The following is a 19,502-nucleotide window of genomic DNA, read 5'->3' on the forward strand; positions in this document are numbered from 1 at the left end:
ATCTACGCGCGTTGTCGCATGTGGTCCTGTGTTTCGCCCACCACTGTCTACGCGCGTTGATCGTTGATGTCGTCCGTTCCTCCGAGGAGTACCCGAGATGCCCCTGAACCGCCGGAAGTTCCTGAAGAAGTCGGCCGTGACCGGTGCGGGCGTGGCCGTCGCCGGTACGGCCGTGGCTCCGAGTGCCCGGGCGGCCGAGGTGCGGGATGGCGGGAAGAAGGCCCCGAAGCGGTACAGGTTCACCGTGATGGGGACGACGGACCTGCACGGCAATGTCTTCAACTGGGACTACTTCACGGACAAGGAGTTCGACGACAAGGCGCACAACGACGTCGGTCTGGCGAAGGTCTCCACGCTGGTGAACCGGATCCGCGAGGAGAAGGGCCGCGGGAACACGCTGCTCATCGACGCGGGTGACACCATCCAGGGCACGCAGTTGTCGTACTACTACGCGAAGGTGGACCCGATCACCGCCAAGGGTGGTCCGGTGCACCCGATGGCGCAGGCGATGAACGCGATGGACTACGACGCGGCCGCGTTGGGCAACCACGAGTTCAACTACGGGATTCCGGTGCTGCGGAAGTTCCAGGAGCAGTGTCGTTTCCCGCTGCTGGGTGCGAACGCGCTGGATGCCAAGACGCTTCGTCCCGCTTTTCCGCCGTACAGCATGCACCGGCTGCGTACGCCGTGCGGGCGGGATGTGAAGGTGGCGGTCCTCGGTCTGACCAACCCGGGTATCGCGATCTGGGACAAGGCGAACGTGCAGGGGAAGATGACGTTCCCGGGGCTGGAGGAGCAGGCCGCCAAGTGGGTGCCGAAGCTGCGGTCGATGGGGGCGGATGTCGTCATCGTGTCGGCGCACAGCGGTTCCTCGGGTACCTCTTCGTACGGTGATCAGCTGCCGTACATCGAGAACGCGGCCGGGCTGGTCGCCGAGCAGGTGCCGGGGATCGACGCGATTCTCGTGGGGCACGCGCACACGGAGATCCCGGAGTACTTCGTCACCAACAAGGAGACCGGCAAGCAGGTCGTGTTGTCGGAGCCGCTGAAGTGGGGTCAGCGGCTGACGCTGTTCGACTTCGAGCTGGTGTGGGGCAAGGGCTGCTGGAAGGTCGAGAAGGTCGCGGCGCAGGTTCTCAACTCCAACACGGTGGAGGAGGACCCGAAGATCGTGAAGATGCTCGGTGACGAGCACGAGAAGGTCGTGGCGTACGTCAACCAGATCATCGGTACGAACGCGGCCGAGATGACGTCGGTGGAGGCGCCGTACAAGGATGTGGCGATCATCGATCTGATCAACCACATCCAGGCCGACACGGTGAAGCAGGCGCTGGCGTCGGGTGAGTACGGGTCGTTGCCGGTGTTGTCGCAGGCGGCGGCGTTCTCGCGGAGCGCGGTGATTCCGGCGGGGAACGTCACCATCCGGGATGTCGCCGGTCTGTATGTCTTCGAGAACACGCTGGAGGCGCGTCTGATGACGGGTGCGCAGATGAAGGCGTATCTGGAGTACTCGGCGAACTACTTCGTGCAGACGGCGGCGGACGCGGTGGTCGATCCGGCGAAGCTGACGAACGCGAACGGGACGCCGGACTACAACTACGACGCGGTGAGCGGTCTGTCGTACGAGATCGACATCGCGAAGCCGGCGGGGTCGCGGATCGTGAATGTGCGGTTCGAGGGTGCGGCGTTGGCGGACGACCAGAAGTTCGTGTTCGCGGTGAACAACTACCGGGCCAACGGCGGTGGCAACTTCCCGCATGTCGCCGCGGCCCAGCTGCTGTGGTCGAACTCGGACGAGATCCGTAACACGATGATCGCGTGGGTGAAGGCGAAGGGGTCGATCGACCCGGCGGCGTTCGCGTCGGTGGACTGGAGGCTGACGCGGAACGGTACGCCGGTCTTCTAGTGCTCGCGGTCTTCTGGGGCTCGCGGTCTTCTGGGGCTCGCGGTCTTCTAGAGGTTCAGGAGTGACAGGTCGACGGCGTCGGCGATGGCCTTCGCGCCGGCGTCGTTGACGTGGAGGCCGTCGCCGCTGTTGTAGTCGTCGCGGATGCGGGTGGGGTGGTCCGGGTCCGCGACGGCGGCGGCGATGTCGATGACGGCGTCGAAGGGGTGGCTGTCGCCGAGGAGCCAGGTGTTGACGTCGGCGCGTACGGCTTGGCCTTCGTCGGTGTCGTAGCCGGGGTAGACGGTGCCGGCGTAGGGGCCGATGGTGGCGCCGATGACGGTGAGTCCGGCGGTGTGGAGGCGGTCGGCGAGGGCGGTGAGTCCGGTGATCAGGTCGGCGGCCGTGGGGAGTTTGGCGGGTTCGGGGAAGGCGATGGCGCCGGGCAGGCCGAGGTCGTTGAGGCCGGTGTGGATGATGACGTGGCTGGCGCCGGGTATGTCGAGGACGTCGTGCGTGGCGCGGGAGAGCAGGTGGGCGCCGATCTCGTCGGTGAGGAGTCGGTTGCCGGAGATGCCGGTGGCGACGATCCAGCCGCTGGTGAGGCGGCGGTCGAGTTGGGCGGGGAAGCTGCCGCCCGTGCCGGGGGTGGTGGCCATGCCTTCGATCCAGGAGTCTCCGAAGGCGACGGCGATGCGGGTGTCCTCGGGGGCGAGGACGTCGATGCCGGTGACGAAGTGGCCGGTGATGAGTTCGTCGGATTCGTCGAGGGATTCGGCGGTGAGCTGGTCGCCGGGGACGGCGTGGCCGACGTCGTAGGGGATCGCGGAGTGTGTGGTGAGGCCGGTGTCGCCGGGGAGGTAGAGGCTGAGGGCGAGTTCCTCGCCTGCGGTGACGGGGCCTTCGAGGGGGTCGCTGACGATCTCCTCGCCGGGTGGGACGGTGACGGTTTCGGCGCCGGCGAAGAGGAGGGTGACGTCGGTGGTGGGGTCGATGGTGCTGCCTTCGATGCGGCGGGCGAGGTGGGCGCCGCCGATGTCGAGGGGTGTCGTGCCGTAGCGGTTGCTGAGGCGGACGCGTAGGGCCTCGCCGCCGCCGGCGGGGCGCAGGGTCTGGCGTACGGTCTGGTCGGTGAAGCCTCGGACCTCGAAGAGTTTGAAGGCTTCGTGGGGGTCGATCACGGCGGAGCGGTGGGCGGCGATCCAGGTGGTGCCTGCGCGGGTGCTGGTCATGGCCGAAAGGTAGGCAGCTTTCTTGCAGCCGTCACCACTCCTGCCCTACTTCTTTGCCTTTCGATTACCTGATGTCGACGAGCGGGGTCAGTGGGGTGGGGGTTTTCGCCTGCCGGGCGTGCGGGATCTGCGGCCGGGGTTCGAGGCCGAAGGTGGTGAAGGCGGTACGGCTCGGCAGGGGGTAGGGCTCCTTGCCGGTGAGGGTGTTGAGGATGGTGGCGCTGCGCCAGGCGGCGAGGCCGAGGTCGGGGGCGCCGACGCCGTGGGTGTGCAGTTCGGCGTTCTGGACGTAGACGTGGCGGCCGGAGGCGGTGATGGACGGGTCGAGGATCATCCGGAACCTGTCGTCGACGCGTGGGCGCTCGCGGCTGTCGCGCCGCATGTACGGGTCGAGGCCGGCGAGCACGCGGTCCAGGGGGCGTTCGTGGTAGCCGGTGGCGAGGACGACCGCGTCGGTGGTGAGGCGGGAGCGGGTGCCCTGTTCGAGGTGTTCGAGGTGGAGTTCGACCTTGGTGGTGGCGAGCCGTCCGGCGGTGCGGACGTGCACGCCGGGGGTGAGGACGGCGTCGGGCCAGCCGCCGTCGAGGGTGCGGCGGTACAGCTCGTCGTGGATGGCGGCGATCGTGTCGGCGCCGATGCCCTTGTGGAGCTGCCACTGGGCGGTGACGAGCCGGTCCCGGGTCGGTTCGGCGAGGGCGTGGAAGTAGCGCGTGTAGTCGGGCGTGAAGTGCTCCAGGCCCAGCTTGGAGTACTCCATGGGCGCGAACGCCTCCGTGCGGCCGAGCCAGTGCAGCCGCTCCCGGCCGGCGGGCCGGTGCCGGAGCAGGTCGAGGAAGACCTCGGCCCCGGACTGTCCCGCTCCGATGACGGTGACGTGTCCGGCCGCCAGGAGACGGTCGCGCTCGCCGAGGTAGTCCGTGGCGTGGATGACGGGCACGCCGGCTGCCTCGACGAGCGGCTTGAGGGGTTCGGGCACATGGGGTTCGGTGCCGACGCCGAGCACGATGTTCCGGGCGTAGGTGCGGCCGAGTGCCGCGACCTCTCCGTCGCCGTCCGGTTCGCTGAGGTCGACCTCGAACAGGTCCCGTTCGGGGTTCCAGCGCACGGAGTCGACCTGGTGGCCGAACCGTAGTCCCGGCAGGTTCTCGGCGACCCAGCGGCAGTAGGCGTCGTACTCGGTGCGCTGGATGTGGAATCGCTCGGCGAAGTAGAACGGGAAGAGCCGGTCGCGGGTCCTGAGGTAGTTCAGGAACGACCAGGGGTTCACCGGGTCGGCGAGTGTCACCAGGTCTGCCAGGAACGGTACTTGGACCGTGGCGCCCTCGATGAGCAGTCCCGGGTGCCAGTCGAAGCCGGGGCGCTGTTCGTAGAACACGGCGTCGAGTTCGGCGAGGGGGTGGGCGAGGGCGGCGAGGGAGAGGTTGGCGGGTCCGATGCCGACGCCGACGAGGTCGCGGGGGGCTTCGGGTTCCTGCTGGTCGTGCTGTGGGGGCGTGCTCATGCGGGGGTGTGTCCTTCGGCGAGTTCTGCGGGTCTTGCGGGTTCTGCGGGTTCTGCGGTGTCCACGGCTTCTGCTGTGTCCACGGGTTCCACGGGTTCCACGAGCTTCAGCAGGGCGGCGAGGTCTCCCGGCCGGGCGTGGGGGTTGAGCAGGGTGGCCTTGAGCCACAGGCGGCCGTCGAGTACCGCGCGGCCTATGACGGCCCGGCCGTCGTGGAGCAGTCGGCGGCGTACGGCGGCCACGGCGTCGTCGGACGCCTGGGCGGGCCGGAAGAGGACCGTGCTGATGGTGGGCCGGTCGTAGAGCTCGAAGCCGGGGTGTGCCTCGACGGTGGTGGCGAACTCCTGGGCGAGAGCGCAGACTTGGTCGACGAGTCCGCCGAGTCCGGTGCGGCCCAGGGTCTTGAGGGTGACGGCGGTCTTGAGGATGTCGGGCCGTCGGGTGGTCCGCAGCGACCGGCCGAGGAGGTCGGGCAGGCCGGCCTCGGTGTCGTCGTCCGCGTTGAGGTAGTCGGCGCGGTGGTTCAGTGCGGCGAGGTCCGGCGCGTCCCGTACGGCGAGGAGCCCGGCGGCGACCGGCTGCCAGCCGAGTTTGTGCAGGTCCAGGGTGACGGTGTGGGCGCGGGCGAGGCCGTCGAGGCGGTCTCGGTGCCGGTCGCTGAAGAGGAGGCCTCCGCCGTAGGCCGCGTCGATGTGGAGCCGGGTGCCGTGGGTCTCGCACAGGTCGGCGATCTCGGGCAGCGGGTCGATGAGCCCGGCGTCGGTGGTGCCGGCGGTGGCGGCGACCAGGAGGGGCCCTTGGAGGTGGGTGAGGGCGTCGTCCATGGCGGCGGGGTCCAGGGTGCCGGCCGGGGTGGGGATCACGACGGGGTCGGGGAGGCCGAGGAGCCAGGCGGCGCGGAGGAGGGAGTGGTGGGCGTTGGCCCCGCAGACGAGGCGTACTCCCGCGTGCGCCTCCCTGGCCAGCAGGACGGCGAGGTGGTTGGACTCGGTGCCGCCGGTGGTGACGAGGGCGTCGGCGGCGCCGGCCTCCTGTGCCAGTGCCCGGGTCACCAGGGCTTCGAGCGCGGACGCGGCCGGGGCCTGGTCCCAGGAGTCGAGGGACGGGTTCAGGACGGAGGCGGCGAGGTCCGCCGCGGCCGCCACGGCCAGGGGCGGTGTGTGGAGGTGGGCCGCGCACAGGGGGTCGGCCGGGTCGGCGGTGCCTGCCGCGAGGGCGCGGACCAGCCGCTGGAGGGCGTCCGGCTCGCCTTCGACGGGCAGTGGCTCACCGAGCGCGTCCCGCATCATGGCCGCGACGGCCTCCGGGCCACCGGCGGGGAGGGGTCCGCCCCGGGCCTCGGCCCCCTCGCGCAACGCGTCGAGCACCGTGTCGAGCAACGGGCGGAGCGCGCCGGGACCTTGGGGTCCTGAGGCGAGGGGTGCGGCGGTCATGGATTCCTCCGAGCACGGGGAATCCCATCTTGTACGCCAATCGGGTGCTGAGGCCGAAAAAGTCGTTCATTACAACCTAAAGAGGGTACGGTAAGCCGCCCTGAACGGCAGCGCGCCCCTGAGGGGCGCGGGGAACCGCGCGGCCGGCCACGAACGACGGCAAGCCCGCAGAACACCCGAGCCCCACGGCGGACCCCGGAAAAACCCCCTACGCTTCGCGCACCCGCAGCGCACGCGCGAGGTCGTCCAGCTGATCGACCAGCTTCCGTCGAAGTGCCGGAATCAGCTCGCCGTCCTGAAGACACCGCTCCCCCATACCCAGCGTCCCCGGGTCCACCGCATACACCGGGAACGCCCACCGCCCTGCCGCTTCCGCGATCGCGGGTCCTCGCCGAGCGGCCAGCGAACCCGCGTCGGCCCAGTAGCGCTCGACGTACTCCTGGAGGAGGTCCGCCTGCTCCGGCTGCCAGAACCCCTGGGCCGTGGCGGTGAACAGGTAGTTGGAGAGGTCGTCGGTGGTGAACATCGCCTCCCAGGCGGCCCGCTTGGCCTCCGGGTCGGGCAGCGCGGCCCGGCAGCGGGCGGCGCCTTCCCGGCCGCTGGCGCTGGGGTCGCGCTCCAGTTCTTCGGTGATCGCGGCGGCGTCGACCGCGCCGAGGACGGCGAGCCGTCCGAGGACGCGCCAGCGCAGCTCGGGGTCGAGCTCGGGGCCGCCCGGAACCGTGCCGTCGGCGAGCCAGGCGGCGATGGTCTCGGCGCGGGTGGCGACGTCGATGAAGTGGCGTACGGCGGTGAGGCGCAGGCCGGGGTTGTCGCCGTCCTCGGTGCGGCGGATGAGGTCGCGGCACAGGGAGCCGAGGGTGGCCAGGCCGGTGGCGCGCTGCTCGGGGGCGAGGAAGCGGTCGGCGACCTGGGCGGTGGCGAAGGTGAGGACGCCCTGGACGATGGCGAGGTCGCTCTCGCGCGGGAGGTGGGTGCGGGCGGCCTCCAGGTAGGCGGTGGCGGGGAGTTCGGCGTCGCGTACGGCGTCGCGCAGGGCGTTCCAGACGACGGCGCGGGTGAGGGGGTCGGGGAGGCCGCAGAGGTGGCCGGTGACGGCGGCGAAGGAGTCGGGGTCGAAGCGGACCTTGGCGTAGGTGAGGTCGCCGTCGTTGAGGAGGAGGAGTGCGGGGCGCTTGCCGATGGGCTGGTCGGCGGTCTGGGGGAGGTCGAGTTCGACGCGGTCGCGGAGGGTGAGGTGGCCCTGGTCGTCGCCGAGGTCCCGGTCGTAGAGGCCGACGGCGATGCGGTGGGGGCGGCTGCCGGCGTGGTCGACGGTGAGGGTGTAGGTGCCGTCGGCGGTGCGGGTGACCTTGGGGGTGAGGGTGTCGACGCCGGTGGTGCGGAGCCAGGCGTCGGCCCAGGCGTGGACGTCGCGTTCGGTGGCGCCGGCGAGGTTGTCGATGAAGTCGGCGAGGGTGGCGTTGCCGAAGCGGTGGCGGGTGAAGTGGGCGTTGATGCCGGCCAGGAAGTCCTTCTCGCCGAGCCAGGCGACGAGTTGGCGCAGGGCGGAGGCGCCCTTGGCGTAGGAGATGCCGTCGAAGTTGAGGAGGGCGGCGGCGGTGTCGTCGACGGCCTCGGGGGCGACGGGGTGGGTGGAGGGGCGCTGGTCGGCGTCGTAGCCCCAGGCCTTGCGGGCGATGCCGAAGTCGACCCAGGTGTTCGTGAAGCGGCTGGCTTCGGTGAGGGTCTGGTAGCCCATGTACTCGGCGAAGGACTCGTTGAGCCAGATGTCGTCCCACCACCTGAGGGTGACGAGGTCGCCGAACCACATGTGGGCCATCTCGTGGGCGATGACCATGGCGCGGGTCTGGCGTTCGGTGTCGGTGACGGCGGAGCGGTAGATGAACTCGTCGCGGAAGGTGACGAGGCCGGGGTTCTCCATGGCGCCGGCGTTGAACTCGGGGACGAAGGCCTGGTCGTAGGAGTCGAAGGGGTACGGCTCCTCGAACTTGTCGTGGTAGCGGTCGTAGAGGGCGCGGGTGACGTCGAGGATCTCGTCGGCGTCGGCGTCGAGGTGGGGGGCGAGGGAGCGGCGGCAGTGGATGCCGAAGGGCAGGCCTCGGTGTTCGGTGCGTACGGAGTGCCAGGGGCCGGCGGCGACGGCGACGAGGTAGGTGGAGATCGGCGGGGTGGTGGCGGCCCGCCAGGTGCCGTCGTCCTGTTGTGCGGTGACGCCGTTGGCGAGGACGGTCCAGGCCTCGGGGGCGGTGACGGTCAGGTCGAAGACGGCCTTGAGGTCGGGTTGGTCGAAGGCCGCGAAGACGCGCTGGACGTCGTCCATGAAGAGCTGGGTGTAGACGTAGGTCTCACCGTCGGTGGGGTCGGTGAAGCGGTGCATGCCCTCGCCGGTGCGGGAGTAGCGCATGGCGGCGTCGACGCGCAGTTCGTGTGCGCCCGGGGTGAGGCCCTTGAGGGGGAGGCGGTTGCCGTCGAGGGTCGCCGGTTCGAGGGGCTCGCCGTCGAGGGTGACGGAGCGCAGTTCGGCGGGCTTGAGCTCGACGAAGGTGTCCGCGGCCTTCTTCTTTCCCCGCACGGTGAAGTGGATGACGGTACGGGAGTCGAAGGTCTCGTCGCCGCGCGTGAGGTCGAGTGCGATCTCGTAGCGGTGGACGTCGAGGAGCCGAGCACGGGCATGCGCTTCGTCGCGCGTCAGTACGGACATGAGGGACATGCTGCCTGATGCCCTGGGCGCAGGACAGGGGCGGGCCTGGTACGCGACCTATGTCCGGTCGTACGCGCCGTGTGCCCGGCCGTATGCGGCCTATGCCCGGTCCTTCGCGCCGTCGTGCTGCGCGGGGACGCGCTCCTCGGCCCGGTGGTCGTCGGTGACGCGCTTGAGTTCCTCGTGGTCCTTGAGGCGGGCGCGCAGGTCGCGGACCTCGCGTTCCAGGGCGTGGGTGCGTTGGTGGGCGTCGTAGAGGTAGCGGACCTTGGTGCGCAGGGCCCAGGGGTCGATGGGTTTCATGACGAGGTCGGCGACGCCGAGGCGGAAGGCGGCGGAGGTGAGTTCGGCGTCGGGGCCGAAGCCGGTGAGGAGGATGACGGGGATGTGCTGGGTCTGTTCCACGCCGCGCATGTAGTGGACGACGTCGAGTCCGCTGACGCCGGGCATGCGGACGTCGAGGAGGAGCAGGCCGATCTGGCCGCGGAGGACTTCCTTGAGTGCCGCGTCGCCGCTGGTGGCGCGTGTCAGGCGGTAGCCCAGCGGGGCCAGGGCGCTCTCCAGGGCGTACAGCGTGTCCTCATGGTCGTCGACGATGAGGATCTTGGCTTCCGACGGCATGGCCTCTCACCGCGTGTAGTCGTTTCCTGACAGGGAGTGCTCACGCAGGATGCCCTGTGGAGGGACGCGATGTCACTCCCCTGCGTCTGGTGCGGTGCCGGTCGTGCCCGCTGTGCCGTTCAGCGCGTCGTCCGCGATGCGTTCGTGGTGCCGGATGACCTCGGCGATGATGAAGTTCAGCAGCTTCTCCGCGAACGCCGGGTCCAGCTTGGCACTTTCGGCGAGTCCGCGCAGCCGGTTGATCTGCTGGGCCTCGCGGCCCGGGTCGGCGGCGGGCAGTTGGTGCGCGGCCTTGAGGTGGCCGACCCGCTGGGTGCACTTGAAGCGCTCGGCGAGCATGTGGACGACGGCGGCGTCGATGTTGTCGATGCTGTCCCGCAGCCGGGTGAGTTCCGCCCGGACGTCCGCGTCGACCGCGCCGGCCGGCGCGGTGCCGGTGTTCGCCTCGTTGGTGTTGCTGGTGGTCATGGTCGTCACCCTACGACGCTGCGGTTCGGCGCTCGCACCGGCTTAGAGTGGAACGTATCGAGGCGTCTTTGGGGGTGCGGACGTGGCGAACGGCGGACCTGTCGAGCACGGCTACCCGCACCTTGAGATCGTGCGGGCGTCGATCACCGCCCTGTACAAGCGGCTCTCGTACGACACGATCCAGACCTTCGCCACCAGTGTGGCCCCCGTCGACGTGGCGTTCTGTGACACCGACGATCTCCATCTCGGTGCGCAGCGGGTGGCCCGGGAGCTGGTGCGGCACTATCGGCTGCCGGACGCCCGGATGATCGTCGGGTTCCGGGAGATGACGCACGCGGCGAACGTCGAGCTGGCGGCGGGGCCGGAGTACTTCGTCGAGCTCAACGACCGTTTCCGTACGCACCGGCGGGACATCGGGGCGGCTCTCGCGCACGAGGTCATGCATGTGTATCTGCACCGGCTCGGGCTGTCCTTCCCCGGCATGCGTGAGAACGAGATCCTCACGGACACGGCGGCGACGTATCTGGGGGCGGGGTGGCTGCTGCTGGACGCGTACCGGGAGGACGCCGCGTCGTCGCAGAAGCTGGGGTATCTGACGCCGGAGGAGTTCGGGTACGTGCTGGCCAAGCGGGCGCAGTTGTTCGGGGAGGATCCCTCGGTGTGGTTCACCAGTGCCGAGGCGTATTCCGCGTACGCGGAGGGGCGCGTCCGGGCTCGCGGGGATGAGCGGCAGCCGCCGCTGACCGCGGCGGGGTGGGCGGGGCGTCGGCGGTACGCGCGGGACCGGCGGCATGCGCAGGATCTGCGGTCGGCCTCGCCGGTGTCGGGGGTGCCGTATGTGTTCACGCCCGAGGGGCGGGGGCCGTTGCGGGTGTCGTTTCCCTGCCCGACGTGTCATCAGAGGATCCGTGTGCCGGTTCGGGGGCGGGTGCGGGCGCGGTGCGGGTTGTGCCGGACGGTTCTGGAGTGCGACACGTAGGTTTTCGGGGGCGCGTGAGGGGGTGGTGGGTTCGGCGCGAGTGCGGGTGCGGGTGCGTGGGCGGGTGCGTGGGCGGGTGCGTGGGTGCGTGGGGGCTTGTCGCGCGGTTCCCCGCGCCCCTTGGGCAGCGGCCCCGGTCATGGGGCGCCGTACACCGGGTGCGGTTCCTCGGCCTCCGACAGGAGCTTGCGTACGGTCTCCCCCGCTTCCTCCGGTGTCCAGCGTGCCCCTTTGTCCGTCGTGGGGCCCGGGCGCCAGCCCTCCATCACGGTGATGCGGCCGCCCTCCGTCTCGAAGACGCGGCCGGTGACGCCGTCGCTCGCGGCGGAACCCAGCCACACCACCAGCGGGGAGACGTTCTCGGGGGCCATCGCGTCGAAGCCGGCGTCGGGTGCGGTCATGGCCTCGGCGAAGACGCCCTCGGTCATCCTCGTGCGCGCCGCGGGGGCGATGGCGTTGGCCTGGACGCCGTAGCGGGCGAGTTCGGCGGCGGCGACGAGGGTGAGGCCGACGATGCCGGCCTTGGCGGCGCTGTAGTTGCCCTGGCCGAGTGAGCCCAGCAGGCCGGCGCCGCTGCTGGTGTTGACGATCCTCGCGGTCGGTGTGCGGCCGGCCTTGGTCTCGGCTCGCCAGTGGGCGGCGGCGTGCCTGAGGGTGAGGAAGTGGCCCTTGAGGTGGACGCGGAGGACTGCGTCCCAGTCGTCCTCGTCGAGGTTGACGAGCATGCGGTCGCGGAGGAAGCCGGCGTTGTTGACGAGGGTGTCGAGTCGGCCGTAGGTGTCCAGGGCGGTGTGGACGAGGGAGGCGGCGCCGTCGGTCGTGGCGATGTCCCCACCGTGCGCGACCGCGTCCCCGCCCGCGGCGCGGATCTCCTCGACGACCCGGGCGGCCGGGCTGTCGGGGTCCGGTGTGCCGTCGAGTCCCACACCGAGGTCGTTGACGACCACGCGCGCGCCCTCGGCGGCGTACGCGAGCGCGTGCGCGCGACCGAGACCACGTCCCGCGCCGGTCACGACCACGACACGCCCTTCACAGAGCCGGTGCGTGCCCCTGCTCATCGCGGTTCCCCTTTCTCTTCTTTCTCTTCGTCCTGGTCGGCGGTGGGTGACGCCGCGTGGGCGGCCGGCGGCGCCGCGTACGGCGTGGGCGGCGTCGCGTGGGCGGCGGGGGGCGCCGCGTGGGCGGCTGGCGGCGTTCCGTCGGCGGCCGGCGGCGTTCCGTCGGCGGCGGGTCGCGTCACCTCGGCGGCGAACCGCGCCGCGTCGGCCGTGGGCCGCGTCGCGAGGACCGTCGTGGGTGGGGCGTCGGCGGTTGTCGGCTCGTCGGCGGTCCCCGCGCGCTTCCCGCCGGGTGTCGTCGGCTCGTCGCCGATCCCTGCGCGCCTCTCACCGGTCACCGCCGACCCGTCACCGGGCGTCGCGTGTCCCGCGTTGTCCGTCGCCTGTCCGGTGCCGGTCGTCGCCGCGGCCAGGAAGGCGGGGCGTTCGCCGCCGCCGTGGACGAGGAGGGAGGCGCCGGTGATGTAGGCCGCGGCGTCGGAGGCGAGGAAGACCGCCGCGTCTCCGATGTCGGAGGGGGTGGCGAGGCGGCCCAGCGGGACCGTGCGGGCCACGGCGGCGAGGCCGTGCTCGTCGCCGTAGTGGAGGTGGGAGAGCTCCGTGTCGACCATGCCGAGGACGAGGGTGTTGACCCGTATCTCCGGGGCCCACTCCACGGCCATGGAGCGCGCCAGGTGCTCCAGGCCGGCCTTGGCCGCGCCGTACGCCGCCGAGCCGGGCGACGGGCGGCTGCCGCTCACACTGCCGATCATCACGATCGCGCCCTCGGCCCGCCGGAGGTGGGCGTGGGCGGCGAGGGAGACGGTCAGTGGGGCGGTGAGGTTGAGTTCGATGACGCGGGCGTGGCGGCGGGCGTCGGTCTCGGTGAGCGGGCGGTAGGGCGTACCGCCGGCGTTGTTCACGAGGACGTCCACGCGGGGCAGTCCGGCGAAGAAGCGCTGCACGGCGTCGGGGTCGCGTACGTCCAGTGGCATGAACTCGGCTCCCTTGAGCGGCACTTCGGGGGGCCGGCGGGCGCAGGTCACGACCTCGGCGCCGGCTTCGGCGAAGGCCCGCGCGATGCCGGCGCCGACACCGCGCGTGCCGCCGGTGACGACGGCGAGCTTCCCGTTGAGCCGCATCCGCTGCTACCTTCCACCCAGGAGAAGGACCTAACAAACGTTAGGTGGAAGGTAGCTGATGCGCCGATGGGTGTCTCCACCTCGTCCCCGGAAAAGGGGATTTCCGTCGTCACGATCGATTTCCCGCCCGTGAACGCGCTGCCGGTGCGGGGGTGGTTCGAGCTGGCCCACGCCGTGCGCGGGGCGGGCCGTGATCCCGAGGTCCGGTGCGTGGTGCTGACGGCGGAGGGGCGCGGGTTCAACGCCGGGGTGGACATCAAGGAGATCCAGGCGGCGGGGCAGAGTGCGCTGATCGGCGCCAACCACGGTTGCGCGGAGGCCTTCGCCGCCGTGTACGAGTGCGAGGTGCCGGTGGTGGCCGCCGTGCAGGGGTTCTGTCTGGGCGGCGGGATCGGGCTGGTGGGCAACGCGGACGCGATCGTGGCCAGCGAGGACGCGACCTTCGGGCTGCCGGAGCTGGACCGGGGCGCGCTGGGTGCGGCGACCCATCTGTCCCGGCTGGTGCCCCAGCACCTGATGCGCGCGCTGTACTACACCTCGCGTACGGCGACCGCCGCCGAGCTACGGGCGCACGGCTCGGTGTGGCGGGTCGTACCGCGTGCCGAACTGCTCGCTGCGGCACTGGAGTTGGCGCGGGAGATCGCCGCGAAGGACGGCTGGCTGCTGCGGCTGGCCAAGGCCGCCATCAACGGCATCGACCCCGTCGACGTCCGCCGCAGCTACCGCTTCGAGCAGGGCTTCACCTTCGAGGCGAACCTCAGTGGGGTGGCCGACGAGGTCCGCGACACCTTCGGGGGGACCGGAAACGCCGAAAAGACCGGGAAAGCCGCGACCGCCGGGACCCCCGGGACGGCCAAGGGGAACGCCGTAAGGGAAAAGGGGGACCTGGGTGAGTGACAAGTCGATGACCGCCGACGAGGCCGTCTCCCGGCTGGAGAGCGGGATGACCCTCGGCATCGGCGGCTGGGGCTCGCGCCGCAAGCCGATGGCGCTGGTGAGGGCACTGCTCCGGTCCGAGATCACCGATCTCACGGTCGTCTCGTACGGCGGCCCGGACGTCGGCATGCTCGCCGCCGCCGGACGGATCCGGAAGCTGGTCGCCGCCTTCGCCACCCTCGACTCCATCCCCCTCGAACCGCACTTCCGCGCGGCGCGCGAGCGGGGCGCGTTCGAGCTGATGGAGATCGACGAGGCGATGTTCATGTGGGGGCTGCGGGCCGCCGCGCACCGGCTGCCCTTCCTGCCGGTGCGGGCGGGCATCGGCTCGGACGTGATGCGGGTCAACCCCGGTCTGCGGACGGTCACTTCGCCGTACGACGACGGGGAGACCTTCGTCGCCATGCCCGCGCTGCGCCTGGACGCCGCGTTCGTGCACGTCAACCGGGCCGACCGGCAGGGCAACGGCCAGTATCTGGGCCCGGACCCGTACTTCGACGACCTCTTCTGCGAGGCGGCCGACACGGCGTACCTGTCGTGCGAACGGCTGGTGGACACGGCCGAGCTGACGAAGGAGGCCCCGCCCCAGACGCTGCTGGTCAGCCGCCATGTCGTGACCGGTGTGATCGAGGCCCCGAACGGCGCGCACTTCACCTCCTGCGCCCCTGACTACGGCCGGGACGAGGCCTTTCAGCAGACGTACGCGGCCACGCCGTGGGAGGAATTCGCCGAGCGGTTCCTGACCGGTGACGAGCACGCGTACCGGTCGGCCGTGCGGGCATGGCAGAAGGAGGGCTCATGAGCGGCGGGGCGACCCGGGCCGAGTACTGCGTGATCGCCTGCGCCGAGGCCTGGCGCGGGGCCGGGGAGATCCTCGCGAGCCCCATGGGCCTCGTCCCGTCCCTGGGCGCACGGCTCGCCAAACGGACCTTCGCGCCGGAGCTGTTGCTGACCGACGGCGAGGCGCTGCTCGTCGGCCTCGACGGCACCGTCGAGGGGTGGCTGCCCTACCGGCGGCACCTGGCCCTGGTCACCGGCGGCCGACGGCACGTGATGATGGGCGCGAGCCAGATCGACCGGTACGGCAACCAGAACATCTCGTGCGTCGGCGACTGGGCGAAGCCGAGGCGACAGCTGCTCGGGGTGCGGGGCGCGCCGGTCAACACCCTGAACAACCCGACCAGTTACTGGGTCCCCAGGCACTCCCGGCGGGTCTTCGTCGAGAAGGTCGACATGGTGTGCGGGGTGGGCCACGACCGGGTGGCCGAGCATCCGGCCGCCGCCCGCTTCCACCATCTCCCGCGGGTCGTGTCCGACCTCGGGGTGTTCGACTTCGCGACCCCCGACCACGCGATGCGGCTGGCCTCCCTGCACCCCGGCGTCACGGTCGAGCAGGTCGGGGAGGCGACCGGCTTCGCGCTCGCCGTCCCGGACGAGGTGCCGTACACGCGTGAACCGACCGAGGCCGAGCTGAGGCTGATCCGCGAGGTGATCGATCCGGAGAACACGCGCGCGCGGGAGGTCCGAGGCTGATGGAGACGGCTCTCACCCGGCTCGTGGGCGTCCGCCGTCCGATCGTGCAGACCGGCATGGGCTGGGTGGCCGGCCCCCGCCTGGTGTCCGCCACGGCGAACGCGGGGGCGCTCGGCGTCCTGGCCTCCGCGACGATGACACCCGCGCGACTCCGGGAGGCCGTACGGGAGGTGAAGTCCCGCACGGACGCGCCCTTCGGGGTGAACCTGCGGGCCGACGCGGGGGACGCGCGGGAACGGGTGCGGATCATCGTCGAGGAGGGCGTCCGGGTGGCGTCGTTCGCGCTCGCGCCGTCCAGGGAGCTGATCGCCGAGCTCAAGGACGCGGGCGTGGTCGTGATGCCGTCGGTCGGCGCCCGGCGGCACGCCGAGAAGGTGGCGGCGTGGGGTGCGGACGCGGTGGTCGTGCAGGGCGGCGAGGGCGGCGGGCACACCGGGGACGTCGCGACGACCGTGCTGCTGCCGCAGGTCGTGGACGCCGTCGACATTCCCGTCGTCGCCGCCGGCGGCTTCCACGACGGGCGCGGGCTGGTGGCCGCGCTGGCGTTCGGGGCGGCCGGGGTGGCGATGGGCACCCGGTTCCTGCTCACCTCGGACTCGACGGTGCCCGACGTGGTGAAGGCCCGCTATCTGGCGGCGACGGTCAAGGACGTCACCGTCACGCGGGCCGTGGACGGGCTGCCGCACCGCATGCTCCGTACGGAGTTCGTGAGCGCGCTGGAGGCGTCCGGCCGGACGCGCGCCCTGGCGCACGCCGTGCGGCACGCGGCCGGCTTCCGGCGGCTGTCCGGGCTCACCTGGCGCCGCATGGTCCGCGACGGCCTCGCGCTGCGGCACGGCAAGGACCTCACCTGGAGCCAGGTCCTGCTCGCCGCCAACACGCCCATGCTGCTCCGGTCCGCGATGGTGGACGGCCGTACGGACCTGGGGGTGATGGCGGCCGGGCAGGTCGCCGGGGTGATCGACGACCTGCCGTCCTGCGCGGAGCTGGTGGAACAGATCATGAAGGAGGCGGAGGAGGTGCTGACGTCCCTGGGGCGACTCGGCGCCGCTCGGTGACCCGTCCCGGGCCCTAGGGACCGGCACAGCCACTCGGGACCGTCACGGCCGCCGGATCACAGCCACTCGCGGCCGTCACAGCCGCCGGATCACAGCCACTCGCGCCCCTCAGGGCCGCCGGATCAGTCATCACAGCCGCCGGATGGCCGTCACAGCCGCCGGATGGCCGTCACAGCCCCGGGTGGCCGTCACAGCCGCCGGATGGCCGTCACAGCCCCGGGTGGCCGTCACCGTCGCCGGACGGCCGTCACAGTCGCTCGATGATCGTCACGTTCGCCTGCCCGCCGCCCTCGCACATCGTCTGGAGCCCGTACCGGCCGCCGGTGCGCTCCAGTTCGTGCAGGAGGGTCGTCATGAGCTTGGCGCCGGTCGCGCCCAGGGGGTGGCCGAGGGCGATCGCACCGCCGTTGACGTTGACCTTCTCCGGGTCGGCGCCCGTCTCCTTCAGCCATGCCAGCACGACGGGTGCGAAGGCCTCGTTGATCTCGACGAGGTCGATGGCGTCGAGGGTGAGGCCGGTCTTCTTCAGGGCGTACGCGGTCGCCGGTATCGGCGCGGTGAGCATGCGGATGGGGTCCTCGCCGCGGACGGAGAGGTGGTGCACGCGGGCGCGCGGGGTCAGCCCGTGCTCCTGTACGGCGCGTTCGGAGGCGAGGAGGAGCGCGGCGGCGCCGTCGGAGACCTGGGAGGAGCAGGCGGCGGTGACGGTGCCGCCGTCGATGACCGGCTTCAGCGCGGCCATCTTCTCCAGGGAGGTGTCGCGGCGGGGCCCCTCGTCGACGGTCACGTCCCCGTACGGAACGGTCTCGCGCGCGAAGCGGCCCTCGTCGACGGCCCGTACCGCCCGCCGGTGGGAGCGCAGCGCGAACTCCTCCTGGTCGCGGCGGCTGATGCCCCACTTCGCGGCGATCATCTCGGCACCGGCGAACTGGTTCACCGGCCGGTCCCCGTACCTCGCCCGCCACCCCTCGCTGCCCGCGAAGGGCCCGTCCGTGAGCCCGAGGGGGACGGCGGCCTGGCGGGAGGCGAAGGCGATGGGGATCATCGTCATGTTCTGCACACCGCCCGCGACCACCAGGTCCTGGGTGCCGGAGAGCACGGCCTGGGCGGCGAAGTGCACGGCCTGCTGCGAGGAGCCGCACTGCCGGTCCACGGTCGTTCCCGGTACCTCCTCCGGCAGCCCGGCGGCCAGCCAGCTGGTCCGGGCGATGTCACCGGCCTGCGGTCCGACGGTGTCCAGGCAGCCGAAGACGACGTCCTCCACGGCGGCCGGGTCCACGCCCGCGCGTGCGACGAGCGCCTTGAGGGCGTGCGCGCCGAGGTCGGCCGGATGGACCTGGCCGAGCCCTCCTCCGCGCCGCCCGACGGGCGTCCGGACCGCTTCGACGATGTAGGCCTCGGCCATGGCAACTCCCCTGATGTCAACGGTTATTCACGTACGGCGATCCCGTCCAGGACCATCGACAGGTACTGCTGGGCGATCTCTTCCGGTCCGAGCTCTCCGCCGGGCCGGTACCAGGACGCGGCGACCCACACGGTGTCGCGCACGAACCGGTAGGTGAGCCGTGTGTCGAGGTCGGCCCGGAACTCCTCGGCGGCGACCCCGCGCTCCAGCGTGGCCAGCCACGCCTTCTCGAACTTGCGCTGCGACGCGTCGAGGAACAGGAACCGGTCCTGCAGGATCAGCTGTTTGGCTTCGCTCTGGTAGATCGCGACGGCGGCGCGATGCCGGTCGATCGCCCGGAACGACTCGACGACCAGCGCCTCGAAGGCTTCCCGGGGGCTCGGTTCGGCGTCCAGGACGGCGTCGTACCCCTCCCAGAGTTCGTCGAGGAAGGTCCGCAGGATCTCCTCGAGCATCGCGTCCTTGGACTCGAAGTAGTAGTAGAGGCTGCCCGCGAGCATCCCCACCTCGTCCGCGATCCTGCGCACGGTGGTGGCGTTGTACCCCAGGTCCGCGAAGACGCCGGCGGCCTTGTCGAGGAGTTCACGACGACGGGCGGGCGCGGCGGCGGTCGCCGGGGGCTTCTTCTTGGTCGGCACGGCTGTTCGTTGTCCTTACGGGTGCTGGTTGCTGACGGAGACGATCTCACCCGTCATGTACGAGGAGTAGCCGGACGCGAGGAACACGATCACATTGGCCACCTCCCAGGGTTCGGCGTACCGTCCGAAGGCCTCGCGCGCGGTCAGCTCCGCCAGCAGTTCGGGGGTCGTGACCTTAGCGAGGTGCGGGTGCATGGCGAGGCTGGGCGACACGGCGTTGACGCGGACCCCGTACTCGGCCGCCTCGACCGCCGCGCACCTGGTCAGTGCCATCACGCCCGCCTTCGCCGCCGCGTAGTGCGCCTGCCCGGCCTGGGCGCGCCAGCCGACGACGGAGGCGTTGTTGACGATCACTCCGCCACCGCTGTCGCGCATCAGCCTCAGGGCGGCCCGGGTGCACCGGAACGTGCCGTTGAGTGTCACGTCCAGCACCTTGGACCACTGCTCGTCGGTCATGTCGACGAGTTCCGCGGTGCCGCCCAGGCCCGCGTTGTTGACGACGATGTCGAGCCGTCCGTGCAGCCGGGCGCCCGCCTCGAACAGCGCCCGCACCTGGTCCTCGTCGGTCACGTCGCACGGCACCGCCCTGACGGACTCCGCTCCGAACTCGCCCGCCAGCTCGGTCTTGTACTCCTTGAGTCTGCGCGTGTGGGTGTCGCTGATCAGGACGCGCGCGCCCTCCTCCAGGAAGCGTCGCGCGGTCGCGCCGCCGATGCCCGCGCCGGCCGCCGCGGTGATCACGGCGGTGCGGCCGCTGAGCAGGCCGTGCCCGGGGAGGTACGCCGGAGCCTCGACGTTCTTCATGCGGGCACGCTAACCTACCAAACACTTGTTAGGGAAGACCGAACGTTCGCCAGGTTGACCAAACGCTTGTTAGGCCGGCTCACTGGACCGGCCGACCGTTTGTCAGGCATAGACAGGCATAGAGGG

At 71.2% G+C, this 19,502-nt stretch carries 16 protein-coding genes and 1 pseudogene; 6 read left to right on the forward strand and 11 right to left on the reverse strand.

Annotated features, from left to right (window positions below; translation table 11 throughout):
* The first annotated feature begins 97 nt into the window (after window positions 1-97).
* The gene (locus OG272_RS12195) at window positions 98-1,906 is read left to right on the forward strand and encodes a 5'-nucleotidase C-terminal domain-containing protein (protein ID WP_327730212.1); all 1,809 of its coding nucleotides are present in this window, start codon (window positions 98-100) and stop codon (window positions 1,904-1,906) included.
* Between the two features lie 47 nt (window positions 1,907-1,953).
* On the opposite strand, the gene OG272_RS12200 is transcribed toward OG272_RS12195, so the two are convergent.
* The 6 genes from OG272_RS12200 to OG272_RS12225 all read right to left on the reverse strand — a co-directional run bounded on the left by OG272_RS12200 (window position 1,954) and on the right by OG272_RS12225 (window position 9,844).
* Window positions 1,954-3,117: a GDSL-type esterase/lipase family protein gene (locus tag OG272_RS12200; protein ID WP_327730211.1), complete on the reverse strand. Its 1,164-nt coding sequence runs from the start codon at window positions 3,115-3,117 to the stop codon at window positions 1,954-1,956.
* A 64-nt stretch (window positions 3,118-3,181) separates the two neighbouring features.
* Window positions 3,182-4,618, reverse strand: coding sequence for a lysine N(6)-hydroxylase/L-ornithine N(5)-oxygenase family protein (locus OG272_RS12205; RefSeq protein WP_405893266.1), 1,437 nt, complete (start codon window positions 4,616-4,618; stop codon window positions 3,182-3,184).
* Entirely contained in the window at window positions 4,615-6,051 is a 1,437-nt protein-coding gene (locus OG272_RS12210; RefSeq protein ID WP_326583519.1) for an aminotransferase class V-fold PLP-dependent enzyme, read from the reverse strand. Before OG272_RS12210 ends, OG272_RS12205 begins: the two co-directional genes overlap by 4 nt.
* A 208-nt stretch (window positions 6,052-6,259) precedes the next feature.
* A complete protein-coding gene (gene pepN / locus OG272_RS12215) occupies window positions 6,260-8,764 on the reverse strand; it encodes an aminopeptidase N (RefSeq protein ID WP_405893268.1) in 2,505 nt (834 codons plus the stop codon).
* Window positions 8,765-8,854: 90 nt separating this feature from the next.
* Entirely contained in the window at window positions 8,855-9,376 is a 522-nt protein-coding gene (locus OG272_RS12220) for a response regulator (protein ID WP_326583517.1), read from the reverse strand.
* Window positions 9,377-9,448: 72 nt separating this feature from the next.
* Window positions 9,449-9,844, reverse strand: a complete 396-nt coding sequence (locus tag OG272_RS12225; protein WP_326583516.1) for a chorismate mutase — start codon at window positions 9,842-9,844, stop codon at window positions 9,449-9,451.
* Window positions 9,845-9,926: 82 nt separating this feature from the next.
* Here OG272_RS12225 and OG272_RS12230 point away from each other — a divergent pair, with 82 nt between their 5' ends.
* Window positions 9,927-10,823, forward strand: coding sequence for a hypothetical protein (locus OG272_RS12230; protein ID WP_328222786.1), 897 nt, complete (start codon window positions 9,927-9,929; stop codon window positions 10,821-10,823).
* A gap of 137 nt (window positions 10,824-10,960) precedes the next feature.
* On the opposite strand, the gene OG272_RS12235 is transcribed toward OG272_RS12230, so the two are convergent.
* Together OG272_RS12235 and OG272_RS12240 are read right to left on the reverse strand one after the other, a co-directional pair.
* Entirely contained in the window at window positions 10,961-11,881 is a 921-nt protein-coding gene (locus OG272_RS12235) for an SDR family oxidoreductase (RefSeq protein WP_326583514.1), read from the reverse strand.
* 398 nt (window positions 11,882-12,279) lie between these two features.
* Window positions 12,280-13,002: pseudogene (locus OG272_RS12240) on the reverse strand (SDR family oxidoreductase); the annotation flags it as partial.
* Between the two features lie 66 nt (window positions 13,003-13,068).
* On the opposite strand from OG272_RS12240, the gene OG272_RS12245 reads away from it, so the two are divergent.
* From OG272_RS12245 to OG272_RS12260, 4 genes are read left to right on the forward strand one after another with little or no spacing between them, the layout of a single operon-like run.
* Entirely contained in the window at window positions 13,069-13,899 is an 831-nt protein-coding gene (locus OG272_RS12245) for an enoyl-CoA hydratase family protein (RefSeq protein ID WP_328222788.1), read from the forward strand.
* A complete protein-coding gene (locus OG272_RS12250) occupies window positions 13,892-14,740 on the forward strand; it encodes a CoA-transferase (RefSeq protein WP_327730205.1) in 849 nt (282 codons plus the stop codon). The genes OG272_RS12245 and OG272_RS12250 overlap by 8 nt, the downstream gene beginning before the upstream one ends.
* Window positions 14,719-15,471, forward strand: coding sequence for a CoA-transferase (locus OG272_RS12255; protein WP_327730204.1), 753 nt, complete (start codon window positions 14,719-14,721; stop codon window positions 15,469-15,471). The genes OG272_RS12250 and OG272_RS12255 overlap by 22 nt, the downstream gene beginning before the upstream one ends.
* A complete protein-coding gene (locus OG272_RS12260) occupies window positions 15,471-16,529 on the forward strand; it encodes a nitronate monooxygenase (RefSeq protein WP_327730203.1) in 1,059 nt (352 codons plus the stop codon). The genes OG272_RS12255 and OG272_RS12260 overlap by 1 nt, the downstream gene beginning before the upstream one ends.
* Before the next feature lie 247 nt (window positions 16,530-16,776).
* On the opposite strand, the gene OG272_RS12265 is transcribed toward OG272_RS12260, so the two are convergent.
* The 3 genes from OG272_RS12265 to OG272_RS12275 are packed head-to-tail and all read right to left on the reverse strand — an operon-like array spanning window position 16,777 to window position 19,376.
* Window positions 16,777-17,934 (reverse strand): acetyl-CoA C-acetyltransferase, encoded by a 1,158-nt coding sequence (locus tag OG272_RS12265; protein WP_326583509.1) that lies wholly within the window; start codon window positions 17,932-17,934, stop codon window positions 16,777-16,779.
* Window positions 17,935-17,957: 23 nt separating this feature from the next.
* Window positions 17,958-18,572, reverse strand: a complete 615-nt coding sequence (locus tag OG272_RS12270; RefSeq protein ID WP_327730202.1) for a TetR/AcrR family transcriptional regulator — start codon at window positions 18,570-18,572, stop codon at window positions 17,958-17,960.
* A 15-nt stretch (window positions 18,573-18,587) separates the two neighbouring features.
* Window positions 18,588-19,376 (reverse strand): SDR family oxidoreductase, encoded by a 789-nt coding sequence (locus OG272_RS12275; RefSeq protein WP_328222789.1) that lies wholly within the window; start codon window positions 19,374-19,376, stop codon window positions 18,588-18,590.
* Window positions 19,377-19,502: the final 126 nt, after the last annotated feature.

Source organism: Streptomyces sp. NBC_00104 (assembly GCF_045160825.1).
Classification (GTDB): domain Bacteria; phylum Actinomycetota; class Actinomycetes; order Streptomycetales; family Streptomycetaceae; genus Streptomyces.